General features: G+C 70.8%; 19 protein-coding genes and 1 tRNA gene. 10 read left to right on the top strand and 10 right to left on the bottom strand.

Going from position 1 to position 19,260, the window contains the following annotated elements; all coding sequences use genetic code 11:
• Positions 1–63: 63 nt before the first annotated feature.
• Together ABZ297_RS40245 and ABZ297_RS40240 are read right to left on the bottom strand one after the other, a co-directional pair.
• The gene (locus ABZ297_RS40245) at positions 64–1,341 is read right to left on the bottom strand and encodes a serine/threonine protein kinase (RefSeq protein WP_355357523.1); all 1,278 of its coding nucleotides are present in this window, start codon (positions 1,339–1,341) and stop codon (positions 64–66) included.
• Positions 1,338–2,504 carry a hypothetical protein gene (locus tag ABZ297_RS40240; RefSeq protein ID WP_355357520.1) on the bottom strand — a complete coding sequence of 389 codons (1,167 nt, stop codon included), beginning with the start codon at positions 2,502–2,504 and terminating at the stop codon, positions 1,338–1,340. The genes ABZ297_RS40245 and ABZ297_RS40240 overlap by 4 nt, the downstream gene beginning before the upstream one ends.
• Before the next feature lie 178 nt (positions 2,505–2,682).
• Between ABZ297_RS40240 and ABZ297_RS40235 the strand changes: the two genes are divergently transcribed.
• The 3 genes from ABZ297_RS40235 to ABZ297_RS40225 are packed head-to-tail and all read left to right on the top strand — an operon-like array spanning position 2,683 to position 4,620.
• Entirely contained in the window at positions 2,683–2,841 is a 159-nt protein-coding gene (locus tag ABZ297_RS40235; RefSeq protein WP_355357517.1) for a hypothetical protein, read from the top strand.
• Between the two features lie 34 nt (positions 2,842–2,875).
• Complete coding sequence (locus ABZ297_RS40230) at positions 2,876–4,150, top strand: hypothetical protein (protein ID WP_355357514.1); 1,275 nt, start codon at positions 2,876–2,878, stop codon at positions 4,148–4,150.
• Positions 4,147–4,620 (top strand): hypothetical protein, encoded by a 474-nt coding sequence (locus ABZ297_RS40225; RefSeq protein ID WP_350805683.1) that lies wholly within the window; start codon positions 4,147–4,149, stop codon positions 4,618–4,620. The genes ABZ297_RS40230 and ABZ297_RS40225 overlap by 4 nt, the downstream gene beginning before the upstream one ends.
• A gap of 31 nt (positions 4,621–4,651) precedes the next feature.
• Here the strand turns inward: ABZ297_RS40225 and ABZ297_RS40220 are convergent, their stop codons facing one another.
• Positions 4,652–4,960: a YtxH domain-containing protein gene (locus tag ABZ297_RS40220; protein WP_355357511.1), complete on the bottom strand. Its 309-nt coding sequence runs from the start codon at positions 4,958–4,960 to the stop codon at positions 4,652–4,654.
• A 127-nt stretch (positions 4,961–5,087) separates the two neighbouring features.
• Here ABZ297_RS40220 and ABZ297_RS40215 point away from each other — a divergent pair.
• Positions 5,088–5,159 (top strand) — tRNA-Asn (locus tag ABZ297_RS40215).
• A gap of 45 nt (positions 5,160–5,204) precedes the next feature.
• Here the strand turns inward: ABZ297_RS40215 and ABZ297_RS40210 are convergent.
• Both ABZ297_RS40210 and ABZ297_RS40205 read right to left on the bottom strand, forming a co-directional pair.
• Positions 5,205–5,681, bottom strand: coding sequence for a hypothetical protein (locus ABZ297_RS40210; protein WP_355357508.1), 477 nt, complete (start codon positions 5,679–5,681; stop codon positions 5,205–5,207).
• Positions 5,682–5,711: 30 nt separating this feature from the next.
• A complete protein-coding gene (locus ABZ297_RS40205) occupies positions 5,712–5,981 on the bottom strand; it encodes a hypothetical protein (RefSeq protein WP_355357505.1) in 270 nt (89 codons plus the stop codon).
• Between the two features lie 369 nt (positions 5,982–6,350).
• On the opposite strand from ABZ297_RS40205, the gene ABZ297_RS40200 reads away from it, so the two are divergent.
• Positions 6,351–6,743 carry a DUF6262 family protein gene (locus ABZ297_RS40200; RefSeq protein ID WP_355357526.1) on the top strand — a complete coding sequence of 131 codons (393 nt, stop codon included), beginning with the start codon at positions 6,351–6,353 and terminating at the stop codon, positions 6,741–6,743.
• Here the strand turns inward: ABZ297_RS40200 and ABZ297_RS40195 are convergent.
• The 3 genes from ABZ297_RS40195 to ABZ297_RS40185 all read right to left on the bottom strand — a co-directional run bounded on the left by ABZ297_RS40195 (position 6,641) and on the right by ABZ297_RS40185 (position 9,234).
• Positions 6,641–7,297 (bottom strand): serine hydrolase domain-containing protein, encoded by a 657-nt coding sequence (locus tag ABZ297_RS40195; RefSeq protein WP_355357502.1) that lies wholly within the window; start codon positions 7,295–7,297, stop codon positions 6,641–6,643. The genes ABZ297_RS40200 and ABZ297_RS40195 overlap by 103 nt on opposite strands.
• Positions 7,298–7,432: 135 nt before the next feature.
• A complete protein-coding gene (locus ABZ297_RS40190; RefSeq protein ID WP_355357499.1) occupies positions 7,433–7,843 on the bottom strand; it encodes an organic hydroperoxide resistance protein in 411 nt (136 codons plus the stop codon).
• An 11-nt stretch (positions 7,844–7,854) separates the two neighbouring features.
• The gene (locus ABZ297_RS40185; protein ID WP_355357496.1) at positions 7,855–9,234 is read right to left on the bottom strand and encodes an MFS transporter; all 1,380 of its coding nucleotides are present in this window, start codon (positions 9,232–9,234) and stop codon (positions 7,855–7,857) included.
• A gap of 116 nt (positions 9,235–9,350) precedes the next feature.
• Between ABZ297_RS40185 and ABZ297_RS40180 the strand changes: the two genes are divergently transcribed.
• The 3 genes from ABZ297_RS40180 (at position 9,351) to ABZ297_RS40170 (ending at position 12,918) form a co-directional block, all read left to right on the top strand.
• Complete coding sequence (locus ABZ297_RS40180; RefSeq protein ID WP_355357493.1) at positions 9,351–9,944, top strand: TetR/AcrR family transcriptional regulator; 594 nt, start codon at positions 9,351–9,353, stop codon at positions 9,942–9,944.
• 1,024 nt (positions 9,945–10,968) lie between these two features.
• On the top strand, positions 10,969–12,102 hold the full coding sequence (locus ABZ297_RS40175) for a nitric oxide synthase oxygenase (protein WP_355357490.1): 1,134 nt from the start codon (positions 10,969–10,971) through the stop codon (positions 12,100–12,102).
• Between the two features lie 42 nt (positions 12,103–12,144).
• Positions 12,145–12,918, top strand: coding sequence for an enoyl-CoA hydratase-related protein (locus ABZ297_RS40170; RefSeq protein ID WP_355357487.1), 774 nt, complete (start codon positions 12,145–12,147; stop codon positions 12,916–12,918).
• Between the two features lie 97 nt (positions 12,919–13,015).
• Here the strand turns inward: ABZ297_RS40170 and galK are convergent, their stop codons facing one another.
• On the bottom strand, positions 13,016–14,125 hold the full coding sequence (gene galK, locus ABZ297_RS40165; protein ID WP_355357484.1) for a galactokinase: 1,110 nt from the start codon (positions 14,123–14,125) through the stop codon (positions 13,016–13,018).
• 43 nt (positions 14,126–14,168) lie between these two features.
• Between galK and ABZ297_RS40160 the strand changes: the two genes are divergently transcribed.
• A complete protein-coding gene (locus ABZ297_RS40160; RefSeq protein WP_355357481.1) occupies positions 14,169–15,023 on the top strand; it encodes a pyridoxal-phosphate dependent enzyme in 855 nt (284 codons plus the stop codon).
• Here ABZ297_RS40160 and ABZ297_RS40155 read toward each other — a convergent pair.
• Entirely contained in the window at positions 15,020–15,565 is a 546-nt protein-coding gene (locus ABZ297_RS40155; RefSeq protein ID WP_355357478.1) for a hypothetical protein, read from the bottom strand. The genes ABZ297_RS40160 and ABZ297_RS40155 overlap by 4 nt on opposite strands.
• Before the next feature lie 142 nt (positions 15,566–15,707).
• Here ABZ297_RS40155 and ABZ297_RS40150 point away from each other — a divergent pair.
• On the top strand, positions 15,708–19,260 hold a 3,553-nt coding region (locus tag ABZ297_RS40150; RefSeq protein ID WP_355357476.1), incomplete at its 3' end, for a tetratricopeptide repeat protein.

The raw sequence follows: 19,260 nt of genomic DNA, 5'->3' as shown, positions 1-19,260 counted from the left end.
ACGCGAACGGGCAACGGTACAAGAGCAAGATGCTCGGGTGGGGCATGGATGAGAACCACTGGCTCAGGGGTCGAACACCCGGCCGCGGTCGTCCGACAGGGACGCGCCGGCCGCGAGCCGCTCGGGCCCGAACTGGGGCGACGGTGCCGGGTAGGGCACGCCGTCGGCGATCGCGCTGACCTCGCGCAGCACGCCGACGAGCTGCTCCTCCATCTCCAGCGCGCTCTGGAACCTGTCCGCCGGGTTGAGCGCGGTGGCCCTGCGCAGCAGCCTGGCGAACGACTCGTTCCCGCAGTCCTGCGGCAGCGGGGCGGCCACGCCGCCCTTGGCCGGGCTGAACGACGGGATGGCCAGCACGGCCAGCGTCCTGGCGACGGTGTACAGGTCCGAGGCGACGGACGAGGGCCGGGTGTCGAGCTCGGGCGCGTGGTAGCCGACCGTGGCCCAGGACGTGCCCGGCGGGGAGCCGATCCGCTGCACCGCGCCCAGGTCGATGAGCTTGAGCTGCCTGCCGACCCTGATGACGTTGGCCGGTTTCAGGTCGCAGTAGACCAGCCCCTGCTCGTGCAGGTAGCCGAACGCGCGCAGGATCTCCCGCCCGTAGATCAGCGTGTCCCGCAACGGCAGCGGGCCCTGGCGGCGCAGCTCGTGCAGCGACTGGCCGCCGACGTACTCCATGACGATGTAGCCGAGCCCGGCGGACTGCTGGAAGTTGAAGATCTTGACGATGTTGGCGTGGTCGACCGTGGTGAGGAAGCGCCGCTCGGCCTCCGCCGCCGCCAGCGCCTCCGGGTCGGCCGTGTTGAGCAGGCCCTTCAGCACCACCCAGCGGCCGTCCAGGTTTTCGTCGGAGGCCAGATAGATCCAGCCGAGGCCGCCGTGCGCCAGGCAGCCGAGCACCCGGTACTGGCCGGCCACCAGGTCGGCCTTGGTGAGCTTCGGGGTGAAGGAGAACTGGGTGCGGCAGTGCGGGCAGAAGCCGTCGGGCAGGCCGGGCCGTCCCTGCCTGGAGCGGCCCACCGGCTGGCCGCACGCCGGGTTCGCGCAGAACCGCTTGTCCTCCGAGACCTCCGGGTTGGCCAGCACCGCGCTGGCCGGATCGCGGTATGGCACCGACGGCAGGTCGGCCAGGTCGCGGAGTACGCCCGCGCGGGACCTGCCGCTGCTCATCGGGCCGGTCAGCGGCCTGCTCACGGGGTGCGTGGCGGGCGCGCCGCCGGTGTCCTGCGATGTGGGGACGCTCTGCGGCGTCGGCGGGGCGGCGGTCGCGGCGTGGCCGCAGAGGTCGCAGTAGCCGTCCTCGATCGTCCCGGTGCAGCCGGGCTGCGCGCAGCGGGTCATCGCTTACCTCCGTGGATCGCACGCTGGTAGAGGTCGACGGCCTGGGCCGCCTTCGTCAGGTCGCAGGGGGCGGTCCAGAGCAGCAGCCGCGCCTGCTCGTACAGGCGGACGGCGTCCGGGTCCTCCGCCATCCCCTTGCGCGTGGCCATCGCCTCGACCGCTCCGAGCCGCCCCCGCAGCTCGTCGCGCCTGCCGAGGAGCCCGTACAGCGCCTTGGCGGTGGCCCGCGCCTGCCCGGCGGCCTCCTGCGTGGACTGTTCGAGCGTCGCCAGCCGTCCCGCTCTGGTCACCCAGCCGTCGGCGGAGACGTCGAGCGCGTCCAGATCGGCGGCGAGCGACTCGGCCCGGCTTCGCGGCTGCGCCTGCGGCGGCAGCGCGATCTTCACCACGACGGCGCCGTGCGCCAGCCTGGCCTCGCTCTCGGCGGCCCGCACCCGGTCGAGCGCGGCGGACAGCTCCTCGCGCCGCCTGGCGTAGTCGTCCTTGACCTGGACGGCACGCTCCAGGTCCGCGCGGGCGGAGGCCAGGAGCCGGGCGACGCGGTCCAGCTCGGGGCCCGGGGGTGAGCCGAGGGGGTCGGCCAGCGCGGCGGCGCGCATCCGCTTGAGGTCGTTCTCGGCCTGTGACAGGTCCTGGGCCTCGCCGAGCTCCTGCTGAAGGTCGCGCACCTGGCGCAGCTCCGCGTCGGCTCCGTCGAGGCGGGGGAGGGCGGCGGTCCAGGCGGCGTCGATCTCGGTGAGGGCCGCGGTGACCTCGCGGAAGTGCGCGTCCATCCTGGTCACGGTCTCGTCCAGGGTGAGGCGCTGGTCGGCGTCGGGGAGGAGAGAGCGTTGTTCGATCGGTTTGGCGGCGGCCCTCAGGACCACGGAGGAGCCGGCGAGCAGCTCGGTCAGCTGCGCCAGCTCGCCGCCGTCCAGCCTGCCGCGGGCGGCCTTGAACTGCTCGGCGTCGCGCAGCACGGTCCGGTAGGCGTCGTACAGCGTCCAGACCGTGGCCAGTGCGCTCTGAGCGGCCGCCCATCGCTGCTGGGTGGGCCCGCGTAAGGCGGCGCCCTTGAGTAACTGGTAGGTGGTGTGCGATTCCAGATCGAGCAGGTCGCCGGAGATGCGGTCGCGTTCGTCGGCGCGTGCGCGTAGCGCGTGTTCGGCGCCTTCTCTGCTCATCGGTGGTCCCGGACTCATCACACTCCCCGTGAAATGGGCCCCCGTTGCCCCCGTTTTATACCGGCTTAACGGCGGGGTTCGCAGCTTGGTTCCGGCGGCTAGGGGGGACCCTGACTTGTCCCTGATTCAACCCTGTATCACCTGCAATCCGCTTAAAGGATCTCCTAGTGTCGAGGACATGGGACGAATTCTTCTGATCATCGCCGCGATCATCGCAGCACTCATCCTCGTCGGCCCGCTCGTGGGCTTCGCCTTCGCCTTGCTCAAGTGGGGGCTCATCATCGGCGCCGTCGTGTTCGGCGTCATGCTCGTGTCCAAGTGGGCGAGCCGGACATAGTTCCCAAAGACCGGGTGACGCTTATAGTGGACTGATGGAGGCGCGGCCTGCGGTCGACGATGCCGCGCTCGGGCGCGAGGCGCTGTCCGTGCTCGAGGCGAACTGGACGGGGACCGCCACCGTGCCCGCGCCCGGCCTCTACCCCCACCAGTGGAGCTGGGACTCCGCGTTCGTCGTGATCGGCCTGGCCAGGCACCGCCCCGACCGGGCCCGCGCGGAGCTGCTCAGCCTGCTCAACGGGCAGTGGGCGACCGGCATGGTGCCGCACATCGTCTTCCACACGCCGGAGGCGTACTTCCCGGGGCCGTCCGTCTGGCGCTCCCAGGATCACGAGGCCGCGCCGCGCGTCCTCACCTCGGGGCTGACCGCGCCACCGCTGCACGCGGTGGCGCTGTGGTGGCTCTGGCGGCACACCGGCGACGCCGAGTTCGTCAGGCGCGTCTTCCCGGCGCTCGCCGCCCAGCACACCTACCTCGCCACCGCCCGCGACCTGGGCGGCTCGGGGCTCGCCGCGATCGTCCACCCCTGGGAGTCCGGCATGGACGACAGCCCGGCCTGGGACGAGTCGCTCGCCGCGCTCCCCGAGATCCGGTACGGCTACCGCAACGTCGAGCTGTCCGAGCGCCACCTCGACAGCGACCACGACCGCTACGTCTGGCTCGCGATGCGCTACCGCAACGCCGGATACCGCCCCGAGTACCTGCGCGACGAGCACCCGTTCGCCATCGAGGACCCGATGTTCAACGGCATCTGGCTCGCCGCCTGCCAGGCCATGGCCGAGCTGGCGCCGATCGCCGGAGCCGATCCCGTCCCGCACGCCGAGCAGGCAGAGCGCATCAGGCGCGCTCTGCTCGACCGCCTCTGGGACGGCTGCTTCTACGCCCGCGACCTGCGGGCAGGCAAGCTCATCCGGGTCTGCACGGTCGGCGGGTTCGGCCCGCTGCTCGACCCGGGGCTGCCGGAGGGCCACGTCAGCCAGGCCGTCGAGCTGCTGGAGTCGGCCAGGTTCATGGGCGCGACCGGATACCCCGTGCCGAGCTGCGAGATCCGCGCCGCCCAGTTCGACCGCACCCGCTACTGGCGCGGGCCGTCCTGGGTGAACACCAACTGGCTGCTGCGCAGGGCCGCCGCCGTGCACGGCCTGTCGCAGCTCGGCCAGCAGCTCACCAACGGCACCCTCCGCCTGGTGCGGCAGGCGGGCTTTCGCGAGTGCTTCGACCCGTTCGACGGCAGCGGGCGCGGCTGCCGCGACTTCTCGTGGAGCGCCGCGCTCACCCTCGACCTGCTCGCCGATACCGTTGAGGCATGAACGTTTTTCGCCGCCTGCCAGCTGACGTCCGCAAATCCCTGGCGACCACGCCGGGAGAGCGGGTGCTGACGTTCGCCGCGTCCGGCGACGGCTACCTGGTGGCCACCAACCTCGCGCTGTACCTCAGCGATGGGGAGCGGGTGCCCTACGAGACGATCGACAAGGCGTTCTGGGACGAGGAAGGGCTGAACGTCCTCACCATGGACGGCGAGACGCGGCGCGCGCAGGTGCCGGAGCCGCGGCTGCTGCCGGAGACCGTGCGGGAGCGCGTCAGCGCCACGATCGTGGTCAACAAGCACGTCAGCCTGCCAGGGCGGGGCGGTGTCCGGTTGGTGGCCCGGCGCCCGCCGGGCGGGGAGGTGGTCGGCTGGACCCTCGTCTTCGACGACGGCCTCGACCCCACGGACCCCGGCCTCCGCGCCCAGGCCGAGCAGGCCCTGGAGGGCGTGCGGCGCAGCATGGGCGTGTGATTCACCCGAGCCGCGCCGCGAATCGCCGGTGTCAGTAGGGGATGCCCGTCTTGTCGGTCTTCTTCTCGTGGGGTTCCTCTTCGGGCCAGCCCGTCCCGCTGTCGTGCTCCTTGCTGAGGAAGGGGATGCGCTGCTGCAGCGTGTCGCCGACCCGGGCCCTGGCCGCCCCGGCCGCCTTCGACACCTGCGCGCCCACCACGCCCGCGGCCTCCTGGACCCTCGGGCTGTCGGCCACCCGCTGGGCCATCCTCTTGATCTGCTCATACCGTTCGCGACCCGCCCGGCTGCCCAGCACGTAGCCGACCGCCAGCCCGACGGCGAACGTCATCCGATAACGCATCTTGCACCTCCGCTGTCACCCGGCCTACCCCGATGACGATGCGACACGCACTCCAGGAGTGCGCTAATCTATTCCTGCGCCGAACGGAAGGGGCCGGAAAAGCCCGCCGATCAGCGCAGATGTTCGATCCCGCGTAGCTCAACGGCAGAGCAGCCGGCTGTTAACCGGCAGGTTATAGGTTCGAGTCCTATCGCGGGAGCTTCGGTAGAGCTGAGGAACACAAAGCTCAGGCCTCCTTCCTAGATCAAGGACAGGGGGCCTGAGTCGTTCCGGGGCCACTCGGGTCGAGCAGGGCTCCGTCATCGCGCGTGAAGACGAGACCATGCTCCTGCCACGCCTCGCCCGTGAGCAGCCTCTGAGCGGCCTGGCGTGCTCGGTGCCGTTTGACTTCATCGACCACGAGGGCAGGAAGAGCGAGCGCCCGACGTGACTTCTTGGTCTTGGTGTCGCCGCCGACTCGATCGGCGCGAAGGGCTGAGATGGGCGGTGGCTTCCTGCTCAGATTCACGGCCTCCCAGAGGAGCTTGCGAGCTTCCTCAGGCCGGATTCCGGTGAGGAGTGAGGTGATGACGTACGCGCCGAACTTTTCACCTTCACAGGCCTTGAGAACCGCGGCGGCCTGGTCCAGGGTGAGGGACCTGCTTGGCCGTCCTTCCTGTCCGTGTGGTGTCTCACGCAGGGCCGAGACGTTGCGGCCGACGAGTTCACGCTTCTTCGCCATACGGATGGCTCGGGTCAGAAGGTTGTGAATCTAGATGATCGTCTTGGCGGCGAGAGCCTCGGCGAGTTCGTCGAGGCAGAGATCGACATGTTCGGCTCGAAGGTCCTTGAGCCGATAGTTACCGATCTTCGGTTTGATCTGATTCTCGGCCATCGACCGAGCGTGCGTGATGGTACCGAGGCTGCGGCCTTTGAGTCCGTGAGTGAGGAAGTCCTCCACAGCGTCACTCGCGCGGTAGTTTGCCTTGGTCTTGATCCCCTTTTCGGCCTCTTCGCGGAGTTTCTTGACCTTGGGGGTCACAGGGCTAGCTAGCCCTAGCAGACCAGCCGCGGGGCCGCCTACCCTCCATCACGGCCCTGACGCCGGGCGCGGCTGGGGCAGCCCCGCGGCTGGCCCGCTATCCCTGCGGGTGGGACGACGGCAGACGGGCAGGCCAACATGGGCCAATGTTTCGGTTTGACTCACTACCCGCCTCGGGTCACGGTCGCGTCGGGTAGTGACTCTTGCTGAGCTTCGTTCGAGCCCACAACGGCGTTGAGTCCCCCGTCGACAAGCTTCGCGACCGCAGCGCCGGAGACGAAGGGATTCGATGTCTCTCCCTCGACTCTGATCAACATCCTGGTGGGCGTGCAGAACAGCCTGACCTTGCTTTCATGAGAAACGCCCACCATCGGCTCCACCGGCCCGGAGAATCCACGTACCTGCTCCGCCCGCGCGGCGATCCGCCACCTCGACGCCGCCGAAGAAGTCATCACCGTCGCCGCAGGTGTCCGGGCCTCGGGCGCCTCCCGCGCGTTCCTCTACCGCGTCCCAGAGTTGATCGAGGACATCCAACGGTTGCGGTCCCGGCAGCAGCAGACCGGCCAACGTCAGCCCGCCCTCCAGCGGATGACCGATCCCTCCAAGGAAGCCCGCATCCGTCAGCTCACCACCATCAACGGCGAGCTCCGCGCGCAAATTCAACGCCTTCGCGAACAGAACGCCCTGTTTCTTGGCCGACTTCGTGAGCAGGCCATCACGACCCCCATCGACCGAGACCGTCCCCCCGCGCGAGAGAGCTGAGATGCCAAACACCCCGGCACGATCGAGCACCGGCAGACGATCTCCGCCGTATCGAGGCCGGCGACATGCTGGCCTTCGCCGGGGACACCCCGCACAGCTATCGCACCAACGACACACCCGCCGACGTCACCGTCGTCATCGCCTCCCCAGTCGCCGGCTGAAAAGACGGACCTGGACGTGGGTGAACTCAGGCAGATACTTCTGTACGGGGCGTCCAGGCTGATCTTCCGCTGGTCGGCGCGGTGCAGCACCGCCAGGACCGTGAACGACTTGGAGACCCAAGCGCGCGGCATCGGCGTGTCCTTGGTGACCGTCTCGCTGCCCGCCATGTGGCCGTAACCCGCGACGTGCACGACCTGGTCGCCCTTGGTGACGGTGACCAGGGCGCCGGGCAGCCCAGTCCGCTCGGCATAGTCGCGCACGTAGTCATCGATCTCGGTCGCGCTCAGCTCACCGGCCCCTGGAGCTTTCGCCACGGCACTCGCCGCCGTCACACCCGTCGCCGACAACACGCCGACCAGCGCGGCGATCGCCACGGCCTTCCCTTTCGTCATCGGGGCTCCTCCCAGCTCTCCGCCCGTTGCGGAACGAAACGGACGGAGCCGGACGGGACGCCACGCAGCGGACGATCGGATGAGTCGCACCCTCACTTTCGTCAGGCATCAGCCCTTTGGGCGGCGTCGTACTCGTTAGTCGAGGAGCAGTTCGACGGGCATGTTGCCGCGGGTGGCGTTGGAGTAGGGGCACACCTGGTGGGTGGTGTCCAGGAGGGTTCGTGCCTGGTCCGCGGTGAGGGTGTCGGGCAGTTTCACGCGCAGAACGGCGTCCAGCTCGTAGCCGCCCTTGCCGTTGGGGGACAGGCCGACCTCCGCGGTGACCGAGGCGTCGGACACGTCGAGGCCCTGCGTGCCCGCCACGAGTTTCATGGACGTGGCGAAACAGGCGGCGTACCCGGCGGCGAAGAGCTGCTCGGGATTGGTGCCGGCGCCGTCGCCGCCCAGCTCCTTCTGCAGGGCGAGCCGGACGTCCAGCCGACCGTCCGAGGAGACCGCCCGGCCATCGCGGCCTTGCGAGGTGGCGGTGGCAGTGTAGATGCGCATGTGATTTCCCTTCATGGTTGTGGAGTTCTCGTGCCCAGGGCCGACAGCAGTGTGATGGCCAGGGACACGGCGACGACTGTCCAGAGACCGGCCCGGTAGCCGCCCACGATCGCGCCGCCGCTGGCGACGAGCATGGTGGCGGTGACGGCGGTGACCAAGCTGGTACCGAGTTGGGCGCTGGCGTTGAACAGGCCCGACGCCAGGCCATGCTCCTCCTGTCCCGCGCCCGCCACAGCGGCGATGTTGAGCGCCGAGTAGGCGGCGGGGAACCCCACCCCGCCCAGCACTTGCTGGATGAGCAGGAGCGCCAGGGGTTCGACTCGGCCGATCAGCACGGCCCAGACCGCGTAGCTGACGGCGAGCAGGAACAGCCCGGCGGTGGCGACCGGCCAGGCGCCGAACCTGGTCACCGCCGCCGCCCAGTACCTGGCGGTGGTGCCGGTGAGCAGGCCGCCGAGCAGGAAGGAGAGGGCCGTCTGCAGCGGTGACCAGCCCAGCGTGCCCTCGTAATAGAGCGTCAGGACGAACTGGAAGGCCACGTAAGCGCCGAACATGAGCATGCCGACGTTCGCCCGCACCATTCCCGCTCTGGCGAAGATCGATAACGGTATGAGCGGCGCAGGATGCCTACGTTCCACGACGAGGAGCAGGGCGAGCAGGAGGGCGGACACGCCGAGCGCTGCCAGGGTGAGCGGATGGCTCCAGCCGACGATGGAGGCCTGGCTGACTCCGTACACGAGAGTGATCGCGGCGCCCGCGACCAGCATCGCGCCGAGGACGTCCAAGCGCCCCGTCCGGGTTCTTCTCCTACGGTCCCGCGGCACCACGGCGGCGGCCACGAGCGCGACGGCGACGCCGACCGCCGCGGGCAGCAGGAAGACCAGCCGCCAGTCGAGTTGCGCCAGCGCGCCCCCGAACACCAGGCCCAGTGAGAAGCCGGAGGAGGAGATGGCTAGGAAGGTTCCCAGCGCGCGGTTGCGGGCCCGTTCCTCGCGGAAGGTGTCCAGCAACAGCGCCATGGCCACCGGCGCGGTGAAGCCAGCGCTGACGCCCTTGACGAGGCGGGCGATCACGAGAAACAGGCCCTCGCTGGTCAGACCGCCGACGAGGCTGGCGACGACGAAAACCACCAGCCAGCCGAGTAACAGCCTCCTGCGGTCGAACAGATCGGCCAGCCGCCCGCCCAACAGCAGGAATCCACCGAAACCCAGCGCGTAGCCGCTCACCACCCACTGCAACGCCTCGGGCGACATGCCCAGGTCCCGCTGTAGGAGCGGCAGCGCGGGCCCGATGCTGGCGATGTCCATCGCGTCCAGGAACTGTACGGCGGACATCACCGCGAGCAGCAGACCGGCATTCCCTCTCCGGATGCCGGCCGCGGTCTCGGTCATATAAGAACCCCTCATTGGTAGCGGACCGATCAGTCCGGACTGATCGGTCCAATCTTGGGGGCAGGGCGCTAGGCTGTCAACGTAGATCCTTGAACTCCTCGCGAAGGGACCCGACGGTGACGCGCAGACCGGTTCCCGGCACTCGCCGGCGCATTCTCCAGACGGCTGCCCGCCTGTTCGGCGAGCAGGGCGCGCGGGCCGTGGGCATGCAGCAGGTCGTCGAGGAGACGGGGCTCGGCAAGAGCGCGCTCTACCGCGAGTTCACCAGCAAGGACGAGCTGGTGGGCGCCTGGGTGGGCGAACTGCATGACCAGGCCTGGGCACAGATCGACAGCGCGATCGCCCGGCACGAAGGCGACCCCGCCCGCCAGCTCCTGGCCATCGTGGAGTACGCACAGGAGAGCGCCCAGGGCTCCGACGCCCACGGCTGCACCTTCTACAACACCTCGGCGGAGTTCCGCGACCCCGGCCACCCCGGCCGCCAGGAGGCCGTCTCCCACCTCGACCGGCTACGCGAGCGGCTGTGCGCCCTCGCCGCCGCGGCACACGCCACCGATCCCAATGCCCTGGCCGACATGCTGATGCTCATCATCTCCGGCCTCTACGCCAACGCGGCCACGCTCGGCCCCTCAGGCCCCGCCGCCCGATCCGTCGCCGCCGCGCGCATCCTCATCGACCAGCACGTCCCCACGCACGCCCCCACCTCCTGAGGGTAGGCAGGTCGTATGGGAACTCGGTGGACACGCCATCGCCGCGCGCGGCGACCCGCCCCTTGACTGAAGGGTGCGGTACGCCGCCTACGGCGGGCTGTCGGACGGCTGCTGCAGGACCTCGCCGAACGCGAGTCCCGAGCAACGAGATCGTGTTTTCGAGCGGCACAGGAATCCAAGCGCTCCTCACCCTGACTGATCACCAAGGGCAAGATCAACGGTTCGGGAACAGACACTGATCTGATCTGATCATGAACCATCCGGCTCCGCCCGATGAACTGCCTCCGGCACATGCCTCGCAGTCAGCGCTGCACCACAGGCGTCTGTGGGCCGGATCGGACGCCGTTGTCGCGTCGGAGGCATATCTCCAACACATCGCCGCAGGTCAACAGACGCATCGCATATCAATGTCCGGGGAACTGCTGTGCATGCCTGGTCCGTGCCGAACAGCCGAAACACCAGATGCCAGGATCCGAGGACCTCTTGGTGCGGAATACCCCGTGCTGGAAGTGCTGGCAGGGAAGGACAGGATGCTGTTCCGTCTCTGCGGTGTGTACGTATCCTGCGGGTCGGGCTCGGGCTGCCGACGATCGGCCATGTACAGAGGCGTGATCGGCTGAGCGCCCAAAGGGGAGCCATACACGGTGAACCAATGTGAACGGCTCTGCACTCAGTTGACCGGCCTGACCTCACATCCGGATTCGCGTGAACTGATCGACACGGGGAGATCCTGGTTCGAGTCCTATCGCGGGAGCAACACGAAGCCCCTTCTCGTTCGCGGGAAGGGGCTTTCTCGTCTCCGGGAGCCCCGCCGCTTCTACCCTCTGTAGCCGCGACGTCACAGAGTTTTCCCTTTTGCCGGGACAAACGCCCATCCGCCGTGAAAGATGGAGATGCCGCGCCCGGCCGCGGCAAGCCGCGGACATGCTCTGGGGCGGTGTGGAGAGGACACCGCCGACAGGACGCGCCACCGGGCCCGGAACCCGGCGGAGTGCTCCGTGAAGCGGAAATGTGCTGGTGTTGCGTGCGTACCTGGATCAGGGCCCTGCGCCCCTTTGATGCCGTCCCCGTTCAGACCCATGTCGAGCGAACCGTTGACATCCGTGAGGCCGAGCGCTTCATCAGGCTCTTCCACGCCGAGAACCCCTCGGCCGGCGGCCTCCAGGCCCGCCTGCGCGAGGTCGCCAGGGACGTGGCCCGCCACGGCACCTACGTCCACACCTTCGAGGAGTTGGAGTTCGGCGCCAGGGTGGCGTGGCGCAACAGCAACCGCTGCATCGGCCGCCTGTACTGGCGCTCGCTGAAGGTCCGCGACCGCCGGACGGTGACGGGCGCCGAGGGGGTGGCGATCGAGTGCGTCGAGCACCTGCGGGCGGCGACGGGCAACGGCAGGATCCGGCCCACGATCACCGTCTTCCCGCCCGACACTCCCGGCCGCCGCGCCCCTCGCGTGCTGAACGAGCAGCTCATCCGCTACGCCGGGCACCGCGGGCGCGGGGGCGCGGTCGTCGGCGACCCCCGGTGCGTCCCGTTCACCGACCTGGTGCGGACGCTCGGCTGGCGCGGCGGCCCCGGCAGGTTCGACGTGCTGCCGCTGGTCGTCCAGCCGGGAGTGGGACGCCCGCTGCTGTGCCATCTGCCGGGGGACGCGGTCCTGGAGGTGCCGATCGTCCACCCTGCCTACCCGTGGTTCGCCGAACTGGGGCTGCGCTGGCACGCCGTCCCGGCCATCTCGAACATGTGCCTGGAGATCGGCGGCATCTGCTACCCCTGCGCGCCGTTCAACGGCTGGTACATGGGCGCCGAGATCGGCGCGCGCAACCTCGCGGACGTCACCCGCTACAACCAGCTCCCCGCCGTCGCCGAGCGGCTCGGCCTCGACACCTCCACGGAGCGCTCGCTCTGGCGCGACCACGCGCTCGTGGAGCTGAACGTGGCGGTGCTGCACTCCTTCGAGCGGGCGGGCGTGACGATGACGGACCACCACACGGAGTCCAACCGGTTCCTCACCCACCTGGCGCGGGAGGAGAAGGCGGGACGGGTCTGCCCCGCGGACTGGTCGTGGATCGTCCCGCCGATCTCGGGGGGCGTGACCGGGGTCTTCCACCGCTACTACGACGAGCGCGTGCTGACCCCGGCCTTCGTCCATCACCGGTGACGCGGCTTGCCTCCCAGGGCTAGAACATGATTCTGTTGGCGCATGGCGGAACTCGTGCTCTCCTCGGTCGCCCAGGGCGTGCTGACGCTGACCTTCAACCGTCCCGACAGCCTGAACGCCTGGACGGACGCCATCGGCCGGCGCTACTTCGACCTGCTCGAACAGGCCGAGAAGGACCCGTCGGTGCGCGTGATCGTGGTCACGGGGGCGGGCAGGGGCTTCTGTTCGGGAGCCGACTTCACGACGCTCAGCGCCATCAGGAGCGGCTCCTACGACGAGACGCCCGACCCGCGGCCCAACACCTTCCCGACGACCATCAGGAAGCCGGTCATCGCCGCGGTGAACGGCGCCTGCGCCGGGCTCGGCATGGTCCACGCGCTGGTGTGCGACCTGGTGTTCACCGCCGCCGAGGCCAAGTGGACCACGGCCTTCCCCCGGCGCGGGCTGATCGCCGAGTACGGGCTGTCATGGGTGCTGCCGAGGCTCGTCGGGCAGCAGCGGGCGATGGACCTGCTGCTGTCCGGGCGGGTGTTCACCGGCGCGGAGGCGTACGAGCTGGGGCTGGTCAACCGGGCGGTGCCGGGGGAGTCGCTGATGGAGGAGGTCCTGGCGTACGCGCGGGAGCTGGCCGTGCACAGCTCGCCCACCTCGATGGCGGTCATCAAGCGGCAGGTCTGGAACGACTGGGACGTCACGCTGGAGGAGTCGGCGAAGACGGCGGTCCGCGAGATGCTGGCCTCCTTCGAGCGGCCCGACTTCGGCGAAGGCGTGGCCAGCTTCCTGGAACGGCGAGACCCGGACTTCCCCGCCCTGTGACGCCCTGAGAGCCGTCCCGGACGTGGGCGGTGTCCGGGACGGCGGGTGAAGCCTCGCGCGGCGGCGGAGCGACAGGTGGGCTCCGCGCGCGGGGGTGTCAGCTGAGGCGGTGGGCGCCGCGTGCGGGGGTGGCGGGCAGGAAGCGGGGCTGCTTCCAGCCGCGCTCGGCGTAGGCGGCGCAGACCGAGTCGCGGACGGACTCCAACCGGTCGTCGGCCACCAGCGCGATGGCCGAGCCGCCGAAGCCGCCGCCCGTCATCCGGGCGCCCCGCGCGCCGCCCCTGATCGCGGCCTCGACCGCCAGGTCCAGCTCGGGGGAGGAGACCTCGTACTGGTCGCGCAGCGACAGGTGCGAGGCGTTCAGCAGCGCGCCGATCTCGGTGACCGCGCCCGCCCGCAGCAGCCCGACCAGGGCCTCGACGCGGTGGTTCTCGGTGACGACGTGCATGGTGCGCTTGCGCTCGTCGCCCTGCAGCTGCGACAGCGCGCCGGCGAGGTCCTCGACGTCGCGCAGCGCCGCCACGCCCAGCTTGCGGGCCGCCGACTCGCACTCGGCGCGGCGCTTGGCGTACTCGCCGTTGGCGTGCTCGTGGTGCACCTGCGTGTCGATGATGAGGATGCGCAGGCCGTGCGCGGCCAGGTCGAGCGGGATGTTCCTGGACCCCAGCGACCGGCAGTCGAGGAACAGCGCCTGCCCCTCCTGGGAGAGCGCCGAGGCGGCCTGGTCCATGATCCCGCACGGCATGCCGACGAACTCGTTCTCGGCCCGCTGGCTGATCAGGGCCAGCTCCATCGGCGACAGGCCGAGGTCGTGCAGGTCGTTGAGCGCGGACGCGACCGACACCTCCAGGGCGGCGCTGGAGCTGAGCCCCGCGCCCTGCGGCACGTCGCCGTCGATCGCGATGTCGGCGCCGCGCACCCGGTCGCCGAGCGTCGCCAGGACGCCGACCACGTAGCGGGTCCAGCCGCGCGACTCCTCGTGGCTCGGGATCGTCACCGGGTCGCCGTGCTGGAGCGACAGGAGGCGGACGGTGCTGTCGTCGCGAGGGGTGACCGCGGCCGTGACGCCCCACGGCACCGCGAACGGCAGCACGAAGCCGTCGTTGTAGTCGGTGTGCTCCCCGATCAGGTTCACCCGGCCGGGCGCGTGCCAGACGGTGGCGGGGTCCGCGCCGAAGGCGGCACGGAAAGCTTCAACAACGCGCATAATCGCACACTCCTCAACAAAGGCCCGTCCGTAGACTAGCGCCATGGAAGAACTCCTGGATCCAGCGCTCGCCCCGGTCCGGGTGTTCGTCAAACACGACGACAACAAGGCCAGAAAGCTCAAGTACAACCTCGGGCACCCGCGCGTGCTCACCTTCGGCGGCGCGTACTCCAACCACATCAGGGCCGTGGCGGCGGCGGGGCTGCGGCACGGGTTCGAGACGATCGGGGTGATCCGCGGCGAGGAGCGGCTGCCGCTGAACCCGTCGCTTGCGTACGCGGCGGCCTGCGGGATGCGGCTGACCTACCTCGACCGGGCGACCTACCGGCTCAAGCACACGGCCGAGGTGCAGGCGTGGCTGCGCGAGCGGTGGGGCGACGTGGCGATCCTGCCCGAGGGCGGCAGCAACGCGGCGGCCGTCCGGGGATGCGCCGAACTGCCCGCGGAGATCACCGAGGAGTACGACGTGATCTGCTGCCCGGTCGGCACGGGCGGCACGCTGGCCGGGATCTCGGCGGGGCTGCCGCCTGGCCGGCGGGCGATCGGGTTCGCGGTGTTGAAGGGGGCGGGGTTCCTGGCCGGCGAGGTGGCCGGGCTGCAGCGGGCGGCGTACGGGCGGGTGTGGACGAACTGGTCGCTGGAGCTCGGCTACCACTTCGGCGGCTACGCCCGCACAACACCAGCCCTAGACGGATTTATCGCGAAATATCGGGTGGAAGGGGTGTATGTGGCGAAAATGCTCTACGGCATCTTCGACCTGGTACGCCAGGGCGCCTTCGCCGACGGCACCCGCATCGTGGCCGTCATCACCGGCGAGCCCTCGATCCCCGCCATCCCGGTCGCCGAGTGCGCAGCTCCGAGCGGCTCCCACGCCCGGATCGCCGGGGCCGCTTCCTAGCCGAGCTGGTCGAGGATGGGCGCCACCAGCGCGTTCAGCTCACGCGCCAGCACCACCACCGCCCTGGCGGCGCTCTGCTCGACCTCGTCGTGCGGGCCCTCCGGCTCCGGCGGCAGGTCGGCGAGCGGCACCGGCGCCTCGACGAGCAGCGTGGTGCGCAGGAACGGGCTGCGTGCCAGGTCCTGCTGGGTCGGCTCGACGTACTGGCCGAACGTCTCCGGCCAGCCCTGCCAGCCGCGGTCGCGCCACCAGGCCCTGGACCTGGTCAGCTCCTCCGGCAGCGGTGACACCAGCTTGACGCGGGCGGTGAGGGTGCCGTCCCAGGTGTTGCGGAGGCAGGTGGCGTCGAGGACGCGCCGGTCCCAGCGGACGTAGCCGGGCGACAGCGACGGCGGCGTCGCCAGCCGCCACGCGGCGCAGGCGAACCGGACCGGCGCGATGTCGCCCCACTCGAACTCGTCCAGGTTCTTCCGCACGTGTACGGCGAAGCGCCCGTCGCGGTCCCTGTCGAACTCCTGGTCGATCCAGAACGCTTTTGCCATGGGGTCTACGCTACGGCCCCCGCCCCTCTTCGGGCCGCCGGTCCCCGGATCTCAGCATCTGGCGTTTTCCCGTCGAATTCCCTGTGACGATAGTGGCACATGTGTAGTTTTTTCACTTTCTACGGTGACTCTGGGAGTGGGCATGTCGTCAGATCAGCTCGGTGCGGCGATGAGGCGCTGGGAAGCGGGAGAGCTCGACGAGGCCGCCGGGTTGTTCAGGGCGATCGCCGCGACAGGGGACCCCGAGGCGTCCCATCTGCTGGCCTGCCTGCTGGAGGATCAGGGTGACCTGGACGGCGCCGAGGCGGCGCACCGGTCGGTGATCCAGTCGGGTGATCCGGTTTTCGGGCAGCGCTCGGCCATCGCCATGGGCATGATGCTGGTCAACGCCCGCGAGTGGCCCGCCGCCCACCGGGTGCTGACGATCGCCTCCGACGGCGCCGACTTCGAGGTGGCCGCGCTCGCCGACACGGCGCTGGTGCTGGTGCTGACCGAGCTGGGGGACGTCCAGGGCGCGGTGGAGGCGCTGGAACGGGCCCGGCGCTGCGACAGCCCCGCGGTGTCTGAGCTGGCCGAGAGGCTCGAACTGCCCGACTTCTTCCCGGACGTCCAGGCCACGGGGACCGCCCGCGACCGCTACGAGGCGGCGGAGGACGAGGACGACTACCGCGCGCTGCTGACCTGCGGCGACCCCGAGGTGGTGGCACTGTCGGCGTTCCAGCTCTACCAGCTCTACGCCGACGAGGAGGACTTCGAGGCCGCCAGGGAGGTGTGCGAGCACGCGATCGCCGTGGGGCACCCCGACCACCTGGCGATGGCGTACAAGCTGCTCGGCGCCGTGCTGGTTGACCTCGGCGAGTACGCCGAGTCGGTGGCCGCGTACGCCAGGGCGGCTGAAGACCCGCGTCCCGAGCTGCGGCTGCCCGCGCTCATCGAGCAGGCCAAGGTGACGGCCCAGCTCGGCGACGTGGAGGCGACGAAGGCGATCTTCCACCGGGTGATCGCCAGCGGGCAGCAGGAGTACGCGCTCGAGGCGCAGGCGTGCCTGGCGCAGATGCACACCGAGGCGGGAGAGGTCGCGGAGGCGCTGGCGGCGGTGCGCGCCGTCCTGGCCGCGGGCGAGTCCGAATGGTCGTCCATCTCGGTCACGCTGCTCGGGATGCTGCTGGACCGCCACTCGGACGCGTACGACGAGATCATGGAGCTGATCAGGGCGGCGGCCGAGCACGATGACCCCGACGCCGCGTTCAAGGCGGCGCTGCTGCTCGACCACGCCGCCCGGCAGCAGCCGCTGGCCGACCCGGTGGAGGAGCAGGCGCTCCAGGACGCCGACGAGGCGCTGCGCCACCTGCAGGCGGGCGAGCTGACCGAGGCCCGGCTGCTGCTACGCCGGGCCGCCGACTCCGGAGCGGCCACGCAGTCCATCCGGGCCATGGTCACGCTGGCCCAGCTGGAACTGGGCGAAGGCGACCGGGACCAGGCCGACGAGCTGCTCGCCTTCGTCGCCGAGGGCGACGACGCGCTACAGGGCTTCACCGCCGCCTTCCTCCTCCACCTGCTGCGGACCTCCGGCGACGAGCTGCACCCGGTGCTGGGGGCGGTCATCGACCATCAGCGGCTGGGCAGAGAGGAGGGGCTGGTCCGCTACCGCGCCGCCATGGACCACCCCGACCCGTCCGTGTCGGCCATCGGCACCGCCGTGTTCGCGCAGGTTCTGGCCTCGATCGGGTTCGAGCTGTCGGACGCGGCCAAGCTGTTCCACGCCGCCGCCGACTCCGGCGACCCGTTCGCGCTGGCGTACACGGCGACGATCTTCAAGGACGTCCTGGCCAACCAGGACGAACCGGACCAGGCGATCGCGTTGTTGCGCCGCGCCCGATCGTCCGGCCATCCCACGCTGGCGCCCTGGGTGGAGTACGGGCTGGGCGAGCTGCTCGTCGAGCACGACGGCGACCTGGTGGAGGCGCGGGAGGCGTACACGTCCGCGATGGGGGGCGAGCACCGCGGGCTGCGGGTCGAGGCGGCCGGCGCGCTGTCGCAGCTCTTCGAGCGCCAGGGCGACCTGCTGGCGGCGTGCGCGCTGCACGAGGCGTTCGTGGCCGAGGCCGACCCGGTGCGGGCGGCACGCAACGCCTGGCTGCTCGGCCTCACCAGGGTCAGGCTCGACGACCTCGCCGGCGCGGCCGCGGCGTTCGAGCTGGTTCCTGAGGATCACGAGGACCAGGGCGAGACCGGGAGGTTCGCCCGGCTGCTGCTCTCCGGCGACTTTCCCGGCGCCGCGTCCGCGTTCGCCCCGATTCCCGACGACGGCCGGTCCTGGATGGCGACCTCGCTGGCCATGCAGAGCGCGCACACCTGGCAGCGCGCCGGCGACAGCGCCATGGCGGACGGCGCGCTCTCGCTGGTGATCGAGCACGGCCACCCGGACTTCCGGCAGGAGGCCGCCTGTTACCTCGGCGCGCTGCGCAACGACGCGGGCGACCGGCGGGGCGCGATCGCCGCCTGGGAGGTCGCGGCGCAGGGAGACGACGAGCGGCTGGCCGCGGTGGCGCTCCGCGCCCTGGCCCCCACCTGGCAGCGCCTCGGCGAGCCGGACGCGGCGGCCGACGCCTTCCTGCGGTGGGCGCAGGCCGCGACCGACGACGAGGCCGCCGTGACCGCGGTCCTGGGGCTCGGCGAGGCGCTGGTCAGCGCCGGCAAGGCGGACGAGGCCCGTCAGGTGCTGGAGGAAGGCTTCGGCGAGCTGGCCCCGCTGCACCTCGCCGGGTTCCTGCGCGACAACGGGGACCTGGCCGCGGCTCTGGACGCCGCCCGGACCGCCGTCGGCTCCGCGCCGTCCGAGCTGCAGGGGGAGGCGTCGTGGTTGCTGGGCGACCTGCTCGCGCGGACGGGTGACCTGGCAGGGGCGCGCGCCTCGTTCGAGCGCGCGGTGGCGGCCGACCCCGACTCGGCGGGCAGCATGCTGCTGGAGGCGGGACGCTGCCTGGAGAAGGCGGGCGACGCGGACTCGGCCCGGTCGGCTTACCAGCGCGCCGCCGCCTGGGAGGCCGAACCGCACGTGGCGGCCGCGGCCCGCGTCCGCCTCGGCACGGCCACCCCGCAGGAGCGGCCATGGGTCCTGGCCGCCGAGGGCGACCGCGAGGGCGCGCTGGCGGCCCTGACGGAGGTGACCGGCTCGGCACGCCTGGCCGACCTCCTGCTGTCCCTGGACGCCGCCGACGTGCCGGCGGTGCGCCGGCTGCTGACCACCTGGCCGGACGGCCCGTCCGAGACGCCGCAGGGCCCGGGCGACCTCGCCGGGACACCCGAGAGTCTGCGGGCTGTCGTGGAAACGCCGGAAACCGGCGTCGACCCCGTCCTCGATGACGCCCTCGCCGAGACGCTGGAGGCCGCGCGGGCGCGTGACGACGACACCGCCAAGGCGCTCTACCGGCTGGTCATCGAGCTGGGGACGCCCGAGCGGTCCGCGATGGGGCGGCTGGGGCTGGGCGAGCTGCTCGCCGCCGACGGGCACCACAGCCGCGCCGAGCTGTGCTACCTGCCCGCCACCGCATGCGGCAACGCCCAGATCGCCGAGATGGCCTGGCGGAACCTGGCGGTCGTCCGCAAGCGTCGCGGCGACCTCGACGGCGCGGCCGAGGCGCTGCGGGCGGCCATGCCCGCCACCGCGGTGCCCCTCGCCACCCTGCTCGAAG

The sequence above is a fragment of the Nonomuraea sp. NPDC005983 genome (genome assembly GCF_040614375.1).
In the GTDB taxonomy this organism is placed as follows: domain Bacteria; phylum Actinomycetota; class Actinomycetes; order Streptosporangiales; family Streptosporangiaceae; genus Nonomuraea.
The sequence above is the reverse complement of the archived record's forward strand: the minus strand, read 5'-3'. Positions and strand labels throughout refer to the sequence as shown.